This is a genomic window from Streptomyces sp. NBC_01476, from assembly GCF_036227265.1.
Lineage (GTDB): Bacteria > Actinomycetota > Actinomycetes > Streptomycetales > Streptomycetaceae > Actinacidiphila.
The window spans coordinates 16,967-30,541 of the sequence record NZ_CP109446.1 but is presented as its reverse complement, the minus strand read 5'-3'; the positions used below and the strand labels follow the sequence as shown (position 1 = coordinate 30,541).

Here is a 13,575-nt window from a genome sequence, read left to right as displayed (position 1 = left end):
CGAGGCCCGGCCTCCGCCCCCCGGGGCGGAGGCCGGGCCCTGCGCGGGCAGCACACCGCAGACCGGGACGGCGCCGGACGCCTGTCCCGCCCCGGCAGCCTCGCCCGGCGGGTCATCGTCCGCCGCCTGTGCGGGGATCGGGGCCGCATAGGCTGCCCGTGCGCACCGCAGCTGACGGGCAAACCGCGGGGGAGGACGTGTGGAACTGACGGAGCGTGAGCTGTCCGATCCGTGGGAGGGCGTCCTGGTCGCTCCTGCGACCGGTACCGAGGCCGGTGTTCTGGTCCTGGGCGGTTCCAGCGGGCGTATCGAGCGGGAGAGGGCACGCCTTCTTGCCCGGCAGGGCATCATGGCGCTGGCGGTCCGCTGGTTCGGCGGCCCTGGACAGTCCCCGGGAATCTGTGAGATCCCCCTGGAGACCTTCCTCGACGCCGTCGGTCTTCTCCGCGCCGAGGGCGCGCGCCGGGTTGGTGTCCTCGGCCTCTCCAAGGGGGCTGAAGCGGCTCTGCTCACCGCGGTGCACGACCCCCGCGTGGACGTGGTCATCGCACTGTCGCCGACGTCGCGGGTCTGGTGCAACGCCGGACCCGGCCTGGACGGTGCACAGCGGCCGTATCGGTCGTCCTGGACCTGGCAGGGGCAGCCGGTTCCTTTCGTGCCGATGGACGATTCCTGGACGGCCGCACAGCCGTCGAGCGCCCCCGTCGCCATCCGCGGGCGCTACGAACGGAGCGAGAAGACCTTCAGCCATCTGGTTCCCGCGGCGGAGATACCCGTGGAGAAAGCCCGGGCGGATCTGCTGCTCGTCGCTGGCGGCGACGACGCGATGTGGCCCTCCCTGCCCTTCGCCGACCACCTCGCGGAACGCCGCCGCTCCGCCGGGGCCACCGTGCGGCTGATCGCCCGTGATGACGCCGGCCACCGCCCGCGCCTCCCGGGCGAGACCCCGGCGCCGGCTTCCCCGCACTTCCTGTACGGAGGTACGCCCGAGGCCGACGCACTCCTGGGGGCGGCTGCCTGGCCGCACATCCTCACCGCGCTCAGCGGCAGAAGCTGACGGACGGTCCTGGCCGTGAGGGCGGCCCGACGCTCTCCCCGGCGGCGGGCTGTTCCGTGCCCTGGGGGCGGAGCCGCGGGCGCCCGTGCCCCGGGGGTGGCGCTGGTGTGGACGCCGGGCGGTCAGAAGATGCGGGTACGGGTCTGCTGAGTGAGGTTGCCGAGGATTTCGCGCAGCCATGGGCTGCGGGCGGCCGGCAGCCGGACGAGGGTGTGCTCGAACGTATCCTGGTCGATCCGGAACGGGTGGGGATGGGGCGGGAACGGGTCGTCGCGGAGGACGCCGTCGGGCATGCGGCCGGACGCGGGGACGGGCGGGTACGGGTCGGGGAAGGCCAGCCAGCGCCATATTCCGTACGGCAGCGGCACGCAGTACGCCGGGCGATCCGGGTGGGCCGGAGCCCAGGTTTCCCCTGTCCGGGGGTGGACCGGCACGAGAAGGATGTCCGTATGCGGAGCGGGAGCGGGGAGACCAGGTCCGGCCAGGAGTGCGTGCCGTGGGGTCGGGCCTGCGGGCAGGAGCGCGTCGAAGGCGCGTTGGAACATTTTTACGGTCAGGCCGTCCGGGACGGTGACGGGCCGACCCTGTGAGGCTACGAGCAGGTGGGCGAGGGCCTGGCCGGCTGCGGCTTCCCACTGCGGGCTCCACGACCACCAGGAGTCCGATCCGGACCGTGCCCGTGGGGTGATCGGTTCGAATGGGGGTGTGCTCTTCCCCTCCGTCCCTGCCTGCGCTGTCAGTTCTTCCCAGGACAGCGGTGCGGCGGTGTGGCCGGCGGGGATGCGGCGCACGGCGTCCGGGGCGAGCCGGACTGCCTGCCAGAGGGAGCAGTCGTCGATCCGGCTCGCCACGGGCAGACCGCATCTCTCACACGCCATGTTGGGGCCGCTGGCGCCGTCGAGGCCGCAGCAGTAGCCGTCGGCTTTCCCGGGGATCAGGAGGGTGCCGCGAGTGTCTCCGGGCGCGGTGACGATCGCGCCGGCCGCGCCGTCGGACACGGCGCTGACCGGTGCGTGGATGCCGCGGGCGGCCGCCTCACCGGGACCGAGCTCTTCCCACGTCCGCCGCGGTGGCCCCCAGGGTTCCGGGTCCACGGCGAAGGTGCCCGGTTCCATGAGCACCGGAAGCTGAACCCCGTTCCCGTACTTCTGGTGGGCGTGGACCGGCAGCGCGACCTGGGACAGCCGGGCCGTCAGCGTGGCGCCGCACCCCGCACACACGAAAACGAACACGCGTCATCCCCCCAGGAACCAGGGGGCATCGTCGCAGCCCGCCAACGTCCCGTCCAACGCGTTTTCCCTCCGCCCCATCCCCAAGCCACCGCCACAGCGCGGAGCCCCGGCTCCGACCGCGAACGGCTGCCGCCCGCGCGGCCCGTGCGCGGCACAGACGGCGTCAGCCGACGACGCTCCCGCCATTACCAGCACCGACGGCGACATGGCCGGCGACAGTCACCCCGACGTGGTGGTGGTCGGAGCGCAGGCCGGTCTCCCCTCAGGCCTGTGGCTGGCGCCTGGCCTGGCCGTCAACCGGATCGACACGGCCGCCACCGACATCGGGGAGCTGGGCACGGGTGTCAATACCCCCGGCTCGCCCGCCGCCTGGGACGGCACCCAGGCCGTCACCGGCCATTTCGCCACGGGCGGCGGCTTCAACGACGTCCTGGACTACAACCCCGCCACCGCCACCGGCACGATCCCGTTCGGTGATGGCACCGGCACGGCCCTGTCGCCCACCAGCGGCCACCAGATCAACCTCCCCTCGCCCGTCTTCCAGGACAGCCTGTCCGGTCAGACCGCCACCTCCGTCGCCAGCGGCGGCGACCTCTACAACACCGTCAACGGCTTCCCCGACCTGCTCCTGGTCCTCGGCGGAACCCTCCTCGACGAGCCGGCCGTGCCCACCCCCGGCGGGTTCACCGGAGCGGACGCAGCTCTGCCGCTGTCCGGCACCAACCCCGCCGGCACCGGCGACTGGACCGGCTGGACCCTCACCAGCGCACTGATCGACGGCCTCCCCGCGCTCTTCGCCCGCGACACCACCGGCGGCAGCCTCTGCTACTACAGCCCCGCCGAACTGGAGAACCTCGCCACGCCGTGGCCGGAGCCGTTTGACGCCGGCGCGCCAGCCCGTGGCGGAGCCGCCCCAGCTGCGCGTACTGCCGCTCCGGCCCAGCAGCACACCGACCGCGGACGCTGGGCCCTGCGCGGCGGACGATCCGGTCTGCGTTGCCCGAAGCGGCAGAGGCGGCCGCAGCTGCCCCACCGCCCGCGTCCAACGTACCGCCCGGATGTGCGCCAGAGGTCGGGGCCCGCTCTCCCCGGCACACGCGCTGCCGCGCTGCGACATGTACCGGTCGGGTCCTACATCCGCCCCGAACGCCGACCGCGCCGCGCGGACCGTACCGCGCTCGCCAGGGCCGCGAGGACGGAGAGGAAGGAGGCCACCGCCAGCACGATGACCACATTTCTGGTGTCTCCGGGCCGTGTCGCCGACGCACCCCAGCAGAGCAGCCCCGTGACGGCGAAGAAGAAGGCCGCCGTGGCGAGCGGCAGTCTGAGCGACGCCCTGCCCGGGGGCCCGGTGCCGGCAGGCGCCGTACCCGCCTGTACCGCTCCATGGTGGCTCAGCACGTGCATAGCGGACCTCCTTGGGCTTCCGGTCGTGGATGACGCCGCCTGCCACGCGGACCGCGTAGCCCTACGGGCCGGCTCGTAGACGGAGACGCCGACGGCTGTCCCACCATTGTCCGACGCGGGCCGCGCACGTGCACCCTCCCGCTGCGCCGCGGCACCCCGCCCCGCAGATGGGCGAATCCCCGGGGCGGGCCCAGGCGGCGCCAATCCGGCCAGGCATTCCAGCGCCGGGCCTGCGGGAACCCGGAATCAGATCTGCCCACGGCAGGGGCGGGCGTACGGTTCCTTGAGAAGGTACCTATCTGGTACCTTCAAGCTATGCCAGCTTTGAACATCACCTTCACCGAAGACGAGCTCGAGGCGGTGCGAGCCGCGGCCTCCGCCGAGGGCAAGAGCCTGAAGCAGTACGTGCACGACCTGCCGCTGCGCGAGCGGCAGCGGGCCGTGTTCGTCCGTTACGCCGCGGCCTTCGGCGAGCAGCACCGGAGCGAGTTCGACGAGGCGTTCCCGGACGAGGTCCCGCCGGTTGCCGCTCCCGGGGCCGAAGCCGCCTGATGCCGCCGGTGCTCTACCTCGACGTGGCCTGGCTGCTCGACATCCAGGAGCAGACCCTGCCCGAGGACGTGTCGGTGGCCGACTACTCCGCGCTGGTCGCCGCTGTCGCCCGGCACAAGACGAAGATCCCCCGGCACGACACCCCCGCCCCGGATCCGGCCTGGCGAGCGGCTGCCCTGCTGCACACCCTGGTGCGCCTGGAGCCCCTGCCGTACCGCAACTCCCTCTACGCCTGCCAGGTCGCCGCCGCCTACATGCACGCCTCCGGCGAGGGCATCGACCCCCCGTACGGAGCCCTCGTCGAACTGGTCCGCGCCATCCAGTCCCACAAGGCAGACATCTTCGACGCCGCCGACCGCATCCGCACCTGGCGAATCTGACCCCACCCGCCCCCCGCCCCGGGACCAGCCCCCCAGGGGGCACCCTGCACCCGCCACCTCGAGCTTCCGAGCCGGTCGCCGCCCGCAGTCGGCATCGAAAGCTACGCGTACCTGCCCAACTTCCCTATTGCGGCGGCCGAGTTGCCCGAGAAGGCCGGAGGTTGACGTTCAAGGTTTGTGCTTGTTCCGGTCCCGGACCAGCAATACCCCCGGCCGCCAACGAGAACAGCGGGGACAGGCCGTGAGTGCCGGCCGGAAAATGTGGCGTCAGCCCGCGCTGCACGCGGACGTACCGAACTCTCCAGGAGCCGGCTGCTGCCGACGCGCATCTCCACCATCAAGGACTCCCGGCCACCGGTCAGACCGAGCCGCGGTTCCGATTGCCATACAGTCCTCCTGCTGGATTCCGGCGCCGCTCTTCGTCGTTGATCCTTACATCGCGGGCACGATGCGGCGCCCGCACTTCGTACCGTCCGGGGGGCATTTTCATGAGCGCCAACCATCCGCCGTCGCAGGCCGGCGGCCAGAACTCGTTCGGCCCACAGCCCGGCGGCACGCCCAGACCACCGCACGGGGTTCCGAACGACGCCTCCGGCTTCAGCGGTCCGGCGGCTCCGGCCTCCTTCGCACCGCCGCCGGTCGCCCAGTTCCGGAACAACCCCGTCCCCGGCCTGCTGGTGGGCGTGCTCGTGGCGATCGTGGCGGCACTCGCCTACGCCGGGTTGCTGCGGGTACTGGTCCATGACAACGGCAGCACGACCGAGTTGGGCTACGGCCCGCTCGCGGTGGGCGCGCTGGTGGGCATCACCGTCGGAAAGGCCGGCGGACGCAACATCATCCTCCCCATCGCGGCCTCGCTGCTCACGGTCTTCGCGGTGATCTTCGGTGATCTGTTCGGCACCGCGCTGATCGAAAGTCACATGGCCTCCAAGCTCGGCGGCAGCCTCCCGGTCACCGATATCGTCTTCCACCACTGGGGCAGCCTGTGGAAGGCGTGGAAGCACGACTTCGACGTGAAGCGGCTGATCGCTTTGTGGTTCGCTGCGCTCGCCGCGTACGAACTGGCCAGGCGCTTCGGCGACAACTGAGCCCGGCCGGGCGGGAACGCCAGGCGTGTTCTTCGTACGGGCCGACGGCCAGGGGCAGATGGTACTCGCCGGTCACAGTGGCCGCGTGAGCCGGGAAGGCCAGCCGGTGCCGGGTTCTTCTGGGGCAGTCGTACGGCGCTGTCCCTGATCTGCCAGGGATAGCGCGGCGGGTGCCTTGCGGCGCGCCGCAGCTGGCACCTGCTGCGCGCGTACCCGGCCGCTCAACTGCAGGCACGGCCATCACTTCAAGCACGCTCCCCAGTTGGCTGACCCCGTCGACCCCGCCGGACCCGCTGATTCTCGGCGGTCCCGAACTGCGGCCGGGCCAGCGGGAAGCGCTTCAGCTGGTTAACTGATCGTTTCAGAATGAGATCGATCCGCCTCGGCTCCGCGTGCGGTCTCTCGCCTACCTGGGTGCATCGCCGCCTTGGAGGGCCGTGTGGCACTGTTCCGCCGTGAACAACGACACTCGGAAATACCTCGCTCACTGCCTGGCCGTCTGGGAAGGCGACCGCCCGCCCAGTGACCTTGCTGCTGGGCGGACCTACAAGGAGCTCTACAGCCGCTTCGTCTGGGACGGCGGCCCACTCAAGGACCTCTGCCAGTACGAGCCTCCGACCGGGCGCATAGCGGCGTATTCGGCGGCACTGTTGGAGCGGTGGCCCAATCCGACCGGGGAGGAGGATGACCACCCGGTATGGGAAGACGGACTGGTCGGCAATGAGGTAGGGCCGCTGCTCTGCATCGGTGTGCGGTGGAACATGGCCGAGGAAGTCACGGAGTTTGCGGTGCAGGTCGCGACGTCCATGGGGCTGGTCTGCTTCGACGTCTCGCAGGGGAAGCTGCTGTCGTAACAGGCAGCTGTTTGAGCATGCGGCGCAGGCAGATGATGCAGCATGCCGGCTCCAGCAGGGCCTGGTGGAGGTCGGCCCGGCGTTCGCAGCGGGTGCGGAGTCGTTTGAACTGGTGGAGCCAGGCGAGTGTGCGCTCGACGACCCAGCGGGTTTTGCCCAGGCCGGAGCAGTGGGCGACGCCGCGCCGGGCGATGAGGGGTTTGATGCCGCGTTTCCACAGCAGGCATTGGTACTTGTCGTAGTCGTAGCCGCGGTCGGCGAACAGCCGTTTCGGTCTGCTGCGGGGTCGTCCCCGCATTTCTCGTATCGGCGGGGCGGCGTCCAGGAGAGGTATGAGCTGGGTGACGTCGTGCCGGTTGCCGCCGGTCACCGAGATGGCGATCGGGGTGCCGTGCCGGTCGACGATCACATGGTGCTTGGAGCCGGGGCGGCCGCGGTCGACGGGTGAGGGCCCGACGTGGTCCCCGCTTTGAGGGCCCGGACGTGGGAGCCGTCGATCGCGCAGTCGTCCATCTCCAGCAGACTCCTCCCTCCCTCCACGGTGATCGTGCGCTTCTTGGCCGAAGCAAAGGATCAGCCGGGAGGGCCGCCTTCGGGTCAGGCGAATGCCCGCGAAGGAGATCACGTTCGAGAGCAGTGGTCGCCCCTGGACTACCCTCTCGCGGATGACCACGAACTGGACGAATGAGACCGCGATTCGGCAGTGGAATGCCATGCCACGTTCGGTGATCGAGGCAATGCAGCCGGACGGGGACTTCGCCAAACGCCACTTGATCAACCCGGTGCTGCTGCGGATGCTGGGTGACCTGCCCGGTCGGCGCGTGCTGGACGCCGGCTGCGGGCAGGGGTACTTCAGCCGGATGCTCGCCGAACGCGGGGCGGAGGTCGTGGGCATCGAGCCCACGGACGCGATGTTCTCCTACGCCCAGGAGAAGGAGCGTGAACGACGGCAGGGGATCCGCTACGTCCAGGCGGACCTGACCGGCGGCCTGCCGGACCTGGGTGGCCCCTTCGACGCCGTGGTCTGCAGCATGGTGCTCTCGGCCATCCCCGACTGGAAGCCCGCTATGAATGCGTGCGTGCAGGCAGTGCGACCCGGAGGGTTGTTCGTCTTCTCGGTCAACCACCCTGCTTTCGAGCAACTGTGGAAGACATGGCGCGAACACGGCGAGTACCGCGTGCGGAGCTACCTGCAAGAATACGAGATCGCCCAGACCTACGCCTCCGACTTCCACCGACCGCTCTCCGTCTACCTCAACGAACTCGCCGACCTGGGATGCCGACTACGGGAACTCGCCGAGCCCGGCCTCGACCCCGCCACCGCACAGGACGCCAAGCACGAGACACCCGGCATCGAAAGCTACACGTACCTGCCCAACTTCCTGATTGCGGCAGCCGAGTTGCCCAAGAAGGCCGGAGGTTGATGTTCAAGGTGTGTCCTTGTTCCGGTCCCGGACCGGCAATACCCCCGGCCGCCAACGAGAACGCGGTCAGGCGCGCCCTCGCACGCGACAAACCCGACGACGGAGACGGTCATGCCCGGGATACTGGGCGCCCATGGATGGGGTCAAAGTCGTCGTCGCCCATTCCGAGCGCGCGACCCTTCGCGTTGGCGCTGTGTTCCTGAAGGTGGACGCCGATCAGGAGCGCCTCGAGGTCGAGGTCGAGGTCGAGGTCGAGGCGATGGCCCTGGCTCCGATCCCGACCCCGGAGGTTCTGTGGCGTAAGCCGCCCGTGCTCGTGATCGCCCGCGGTCCCGGGGACTGCGCTCGGGCGCCTCGGCGAGCCGTCGACCGCGTCCCCGGCGGCGTGGGCCGCGGCGGGTGCCGCCGTCCGGAAGTTGCACGACGCGCCGTTGCCACCCTGGCCCGGCCGGCGTCGCCAAGGTCGCGACGAGTTTGCGGCAGAACTCGACGGCGAGTGTGAATTGCTTGTGGCGAACGGCGTCCTGCCCGCCGACCTGGTCACCCGCAACCGCCAGGTCGCCGAGGCCGCGCTCCGGCCGTGGACTCCGATGTTCACGCACGGCGACCTTCAGATCGATCACGTCTTCATCGACGGCGACGAGATCACCGGCATCATCGACTGGTCCGAGGCGGGCCCGGGCGATGCCCTGTTCGACCTCGCCACCCTGACGCTCGGACAGGAGGAGCACCTCGGTGACGTTATCGCCGGCTATGGCACTGACGTCGACCTCGACGTGATTCGCGCGTGGTGGTCGTTGCGAAGCCTGCTGGGGGTTCGCTGGCTGGTCGAGCACGGCTTCGACCCGTTCGCGGCGGGCTGTGAGGTCGGCGTGCTGAGATCCCGGATGTGAGCCCGTGCAGGCCCGCCGCTGCTCAGTGCGTTCCGGCACGTCGAGCGGGCCGGCTCCTGAGGTGCATCGCCTGCCCTCGCTTCCGACTCCCGCCAAAGTGCGGCGCGCAGCCGACGCCCGCAGGTCATCCCCCGAGCCGAAGCCCAGCTCCTGGGGCAGCAACTCCCCGCGAATCCCGGTGTGCAACACGAACAGGACCCGACCCAGCACCTTGCGGTGATCCGGACGCTCGCGACCCGGAAACGCTGCGGCTTGCGCGGAACGACCGGCAGCAACGGCTCGATGCGCGCCCACGACTCGTCGTAGATCTCCCACAGCAGGCCCGGCGGTCAGCGACACGTCCCAGCCCCCCGTCGCACGCCATGCCCCGCTTCCTTCGCGTCCCCCAGCACCCCAGCCGAGCCGAACGTACCGCGAACGATGCCGAGTTGCCCGCCCCCGGCCCCGGGCAACGCTCCCGCACCGTCGTGATCGGGCACCCCCTCAGGCCCCATTGACATGTCTAGTCCACTGGTTCCACTGTGTGCCCTCAGTGCTCCTTGTGATCCCGTGTTGCGCGAGGGGCGTTCTGTGACGAATCCCCGTGGGAGTGGTTGGTGCGTAGAGAAGGAAGGCCGGCCCCCTTGAGGGGACGGAGGGTGCCGGGCGTACTCGCACTGCTCGGCGCGGTCGCGGTGGCTGTTTGGGGGTTGCAGGCGCCGGCGGCGTCCGCGCGTCCGGCGCCGGCGGGTGGCGGCGGCGCCGCGGGGTCCTACAAGCCGGTGTGTGGCACGCCGGAGCCAGGCCGGTTCGCCTGCTTCGCGCTGCGCCGCACGGACGTGTCCGCGGCGCGTAACCTGCGCGGACCTGCCGCGGCCCCTGGGGCCGCCGCGCCCGCCGGGTACGGCCCCGGTGACCTGCTCAGCGCCTACAACCTTCCGTCTGACGGCGGCGCCGGCCAGACCGTCGCGATCGTCGACGCGTACGACGACCCGGCGGCGGAAGCGGATCTCGCCGCCTACCGTGAGCAGTTCGGGCTGCCGGCGTGCACTGCGGCCGGCGGCTGCTTCACCAAGGTCGACCAGCGCGGGGGCAGTTCCTACCCGCAGCCGGATCCGGGTTGGGCGGGGGAGATATCCCTCGACCTCGACATGGTCTCGGCGATAGCGCCCAACGCGCGCATCCTGCTGGTGGAGGGGGACGATCCGAGCGGCGACAGCCTCGGCGCGGCCGTTGACACCGCGGTGGCGCTCGGCGCCAAGTACGTGTCCAATTCCTACGGTACGGACTACCGGGCGGGCCCGGGCAGCGGCGAGGACCCGTCGGAGACCACCGCGCTCGACGCCCACTACAACCATCCGGGCGTTGCCGTCGTGGCCTCCTCCGGTGATTACGCCTACGGCGTCGCCTATCCGGCGGCTTCACAGTTCGTCACTTCCGTGGGTGGCACCTCGCTGGCCCGTGACGGGAACAGCGCCCGGGGCTGGTCCGAAGCGGCCTGGGGGCGGGCGGGTTCCGGGTGCTCCCTGTACGAGCCGAAGCCTGCCTTCCAGCAGGACACCGGATGTGCCAACCGCGCGGTGGCGGACGTCTCCGCGGTCGCCGACCCGGCTACGGGTGTCGCGGTCTACCAGACCTACGGCGGCACCGGCTGGGCGGTTTTCGGTGGCACCAGCGTGTCGTCGCCGATCATCGCGTCGGTGTACGCGGACGCGGCCACCCCGGTCCCGGGCACGTACCCCAACGCCTACCCGTATGCCGACCGTGAAGGGCTCAACGACGTCACCACGGGGAGCAACGGCGGCTGCGACCCGGCCTACTTGTGCCGCGCCGCCGCGGGCTACGACGGTCCCACCGGCCTGGGCACTCCGAACGGCCTGCAGTCCTTCCGCACCGGGCCGCACGGCCGGCTGTCCGGAACGCTTCTCGACAGCACTACGGGCAAGCCCGTCGTCGGCGCCGTGGTCTCCTCCGGGACGGATGCCGCCCACACCGACGCCACGGGGCACTACGCCCTGGTGCTGCCGGCCGGCAGCCATGAGGTCACGGCGGCTGCTTTCGGGTACGCCACCCGGACCCTGAAGGACGTCCCGGTCGCCGACGGCGCCTCCGTCACCCGGAACATCACGGTCACCCCGGTGCCCAGTGCGACGGTCACGGGCAAGGTCACCGACGGTTCGGGCCACGGCTGGCCGCTCTGCGCCAGGATCGGTGTCGCCGGTGATCCCGAGGCCATCTGGACAGACCCCGTCACCGGCGTCTACAAGGTGACCCTGCCGCGCAACGCCGACTTCACGCTCGACGTGGCCGCGGTCGCGCCCGGTTACCAGGCCCTCACCCGGCGGATCCACGTCGGTATGAAGCCACTCACCGCCGACTTCTCGCCGACCGCCGACCCGTGGGTTGCCACCGCTCCGGGTTATGCCGTCCACCTGACCGGCAGGACCGAGACGTTCGACTCGTCCACCGCCCCGCCGCACGACTGGACGGTCACCAACGCCGCTGGGGCCGTGGGCGGTTGGGAGTTCGACGACCCGGCCGGCGAGGGCAACAGCACCGGCGGGCAGGGATCCTTCGCCATCGTGGACAGCACCTACTACGGCTGGGATGCCCGTCAGGACTCCGAACTGGTCAGCCCTGTCTACGACTTCACCGGGCAGGACACCCCCGAACTGGCCTTTGACACGATGTACACCTACAACCCGTCGCGGATGAACTTCGGCGTTGAGGCGTCCGACGACGGAGGGGCCACCTGGACGGCGGTCTGGTCTCCTGACGACAACGTGTACTACGCCGGACCCACACCGGTCGTCGTGCCGCTCACCGCTTACGCGAATGCCAAGGCCGTGCGCCTGCGGTTCCATTACGCGGCAACGGGCGTGTGGTACTGGGGCGTTGACGACGTCTTCGTCGGGCAGCGTGATTTCACCCCCACCCCCGGCGGTCTGGTCGTGGGCACCGCGAAGGACGCCAACACCGGTCTGGCGGCCGCGGGTGTGATGGTCAGTGACGGCAGCGATGCGGCCGTGCACACCCAGACGATGGCCACCCCCGAGGACCTGTCCCTCGATGACGGGTACTTTTCGCTGTTCGTCCCCGGCCCCGGCAGGCACACTCTCACCGCGGTCAAGAGCAACTACACCGACCGCCCGGAGGTGTTGACGGTTCGGGCCGACCGCACCACCGCGGTCTCGTACTCCCTGAAAGCCGGCCGGCTCGCCGTGACACCCGGCAGCATCGACGCCACCGTGCCTCGCGGCAGCAAGGTCACGCGGCGGCTGAGGGTTTCCAACACCGGTACGGCGACCGCGACGCTGACGCTCGGGGAGCAGCCCGGCGCGATGCTCCCCGGCGCGGCGCAGGGAGCCCCCCTGCAGCGCGTCAAGGGCACCTACCCCCTCGGCCGGGTCCCCGCCGCCTCCGCCGGTGCCTCGCCGGCCGGGCATACGGCACCGGTCCCGGTCAATGCCTGGCAGGGTGCCCCCGGCCTGCCGTCGGCTGTGATGGACAACATTGCCGACAGCCACCAGGGGAAGGTCTACTCCGGCTTCGGTGACCCCGGGTTCTCCGTCAACGGCGAAGGTGACAGCAACGACCTCTACGTCCTCGATCCGGATTTGGGTACCTGGAAGCAGCTCGCGGGCGCGGCCGACGCCCGTGAGGCGCCGGGGCACGGCTTCATCGGGGACAAGCTGTATGTCGCGGGCGGCTGGGGCGGCCCGGAGGAGAACCCGGACCCGAAGCTGGAGGTGTATGACACCGTTTCCGGTACGTGGTCCACGGGTGCCCCCGACCCGCGCCCGCACGCGGGTTCCGGTTCGGCCGTACTCGGCGGCGAGCTGTACCTGGTCGGGGGCTGCGACGTGGACTGCGGCGTGGCCGACGTCAATGTCTACGACCCGGTGACCGACACCTGGAGCCGGGCCGCCGACTACCCGGAGCCGGTTTCCTGGGCGTCCTGCGCGTCCAGCGCCGGGAAGCTCTACTGCGCCGGCGGCGCCACCAACGCGGGGAACATTGCCCACACTTACGCCTACGACCCGGCGCTGGGGACGTGGTCGCGGCTCGCGGACATGCCGGTGCCGTTGTGGGGCTCGGCGTACGCGGCGGCCAACGGCCTGCTGGTGGTCGCCGGCGGTGTCGACGGCGACGTCCTGAGCAACCAGAGCTTTGCCTTCGACCCGGACAGGGATACGTGGAGCGCGCTGCCCAACGCAGCCACGGCCACGTACCGCGGTGGCGGTGCGCTCGGGTTCTACAAGGTCGGCGGCGGGACCGGCGGGCTGGCCGTGACCTCGGCGGTGGAGAATCTGCCGGGCTTCGCGGTCGACCCGGCTTCCGACGTGCCGTGGCTGGGGGAGAGCACCCAGCGGCTCACCCTGCGGCCGGGGGCGAGCACCACGCTGACGGTGACCCTGGACGCGCACACCCCCCGGATGCCCGCCCCGGGTAACTACGAGGCCCGCCTCACCTTCGGCACGGACACCCCGTACACCCTTCCGCCAACCGCGGTGACCCTCCACGTCACCTCACCGCCCCACCACCCTGGAAGCCCTGCGGGCTGACGTGCCCGGTGCCGGGGCCGTCGACGCCTCAGCTGTTCTGTCCGGGGAGGTTGTGGACAGTGGTGATGATCACTGCCGGGTGATCTTGAACGGGTGAGGGCCTTGCGGGTTCGGTGTGGATTGCGACGTCCCACCGGAGCGAAA

At 70.8% G+C, this 13,575-nt stretch carries 9 protein-coding genes and 3 pseudogenes; 9 read left to right on the top strand and 3 right to left on the bottom strand.

Features of this window, described 5'->3' with window-relative positions; translation table 11 throughout:
* Window positions 1-199: 199 nt before the first annotated feature.
* A complete protein-coding gene (locus OG552_RS00125; RefSeq protein ID WP_329128468.1) occupies window positions 200-1,057 on the top strand; it encodes an acyl-CoA thioester hydrolase/BAAT C-terminal domain-containing protein in 858 nt (285 codons plus the stop codon).
* Window positions 1,058-1,179: 122 nt separating this feature from the next.
* Here OG552_RS00125 and OG552_RS00120 read toward each other — a convergent pair whose 3' ends face one another.
* Window positions 1,180-2,289 (bottom strand): hypothetical protein, encoded by a 1,110-nt coding sequence (locus OG552_RS00120; RefSeq protein WP_329128466.1) that lies wholly within the window; start codon window positions 2,287-2,289, stop codon window positions 1,180-1,182.
* 205 nt (window positions 2,290-2,494) lie between these two features.
* Between OG552_RS00120 and OG552_RS00115 the strand changes: the two genes are divergently transcribed.
* From OG552_RS00115 to OG552_RS00095, 5 genes are all read left to right on the top strand, one after another.
* Window positions 2,495-3,775 carry a hypothetical protein gene (locus OG552_RS00115; RefSeq protein ID WP_329128465.1) on the top strand — a complete coding sequence of 427 codons (1,281 nt, stop codon included), beginning with the start codon at window positions 2,495-2,497 and terminating at the stop codon, window positions 3,773-3,775.
* 236 nt (window positions 3,776-4,011) lie between these two features.
* Window positions 4,012-4,248: a hypothetical protein gene (locus OG552_RS00110; RefSeq protein ID WP_329128464.1), complete on the top strand. Its 237-nt coding sequence runs from the start codon at window positions 4,012-4,014 to the stop codon at window positions 4,246-4,248.
* On the top strand, window positions 4,248-4,628 hold the full coding sequence (locus tag OG552_RS00105; protein ID WP_329128462.1) for a toxin Doc: 381 nt from the start codon (window positions 4,248-4,250) through the stop codon (window positions 4,626-4,628). Before OG552_RS00110 ends, OG552_RS00105 begins: the two co-directional genes overlap by 1 nt.
* 488 nt (window positions 4,629-5,116) lie before the next feature.
* Window positions 5,117-5,716 (top strand): hypothetical protein, encoded by a 600-nt coding sequence (locus OG552_RS00100; RefSeq protein ID WP_329128460.1) that lies wholly within the window; start codon window positions 5,117-5,119, stop codon window positions 5,714-5,716.
* 455 nt (window positions 5,717-6,171) lie between these two features.
* Window positions 6,172-6,570 carry a hypothetical protein gene (locus OG552_RS00095; RefSeq protein WP_329128458.1) on the top strand — a complete coding sequence of 133 codons (399 nt, stop codon included), beginning with the start codon at window positions 6,172-6,174 and terminating at the stop codon, window positions 6,568-6,570.
* A gap of 16 nt (window positions 6,571-6,586) precedes the next feature.
* Here the strand turns inward: OG552_RS00095 and OG552_RS00090 are convergent.
* Window positions 6,587-7,089, bottom strand: a pseudogene (locus OG552_RS00090) (IS5 family transposase); the annotation flags it as partial.
* Between the two features lie 146 nt (window positions 7,090-7,235).
* Between OG552_RS00090 and OG552_RS00085 the strand changes: the two are divergent.
* Together OG552_RS00085 and OG552_RS00080 are read left to right on the top strand one after the other, a co-directional pair.
* On the top strand, window positions 7,236-7,994 hold the full coding sequence (locus OG552_RS00085; RefSeq protein ID WP_329128456.1) for a class I SAM-dependent methyltransferase: 759 nt from the start codon (window positions 7,236-7,238) through the stop codon (window positions 7,992-7,994).
* Window positions 7,995-8,127: 133 nt separating this feature from the next.
* A pseudogene (locus OG552_RS00080) lies at window positions 8,128-8,887 on the top strand (phosphotransferase family protein).
* A gap of 104 nt (window positions 8,888-8,991) precedes the next feature.
* Here the strand turns inward: OG552_RS00080 and OG552_RS00075 are convergent.
* Window positions 8,992-9,207 (bottom strand): annotated as a pseudogene (locus tag OG552_RS00075) (transposase); the annotation flags it as partial.
* A 303-nt stretch (window positions 9,208-9,510) separates the two neighbouring features.
* Here OG552_RS00075 and OG552_RS00070 point away from each other — a divergent pair.
* Window positions 9,511-13,431 carry a Kelch repeat-containing protein gene (locus OG552_RS00070; RefSeq protein WP_329128455.1) on the top strand — a complete coding sequence of 1,307 codons (3,921 nt, stop codon included), beginning with the start codon at window positions 9,511-9,513 and terminating at the stop codon, window positions 13,429-13,431.
* Window positions 13,432-13,575: the final 144 nt, after the last annotated feature.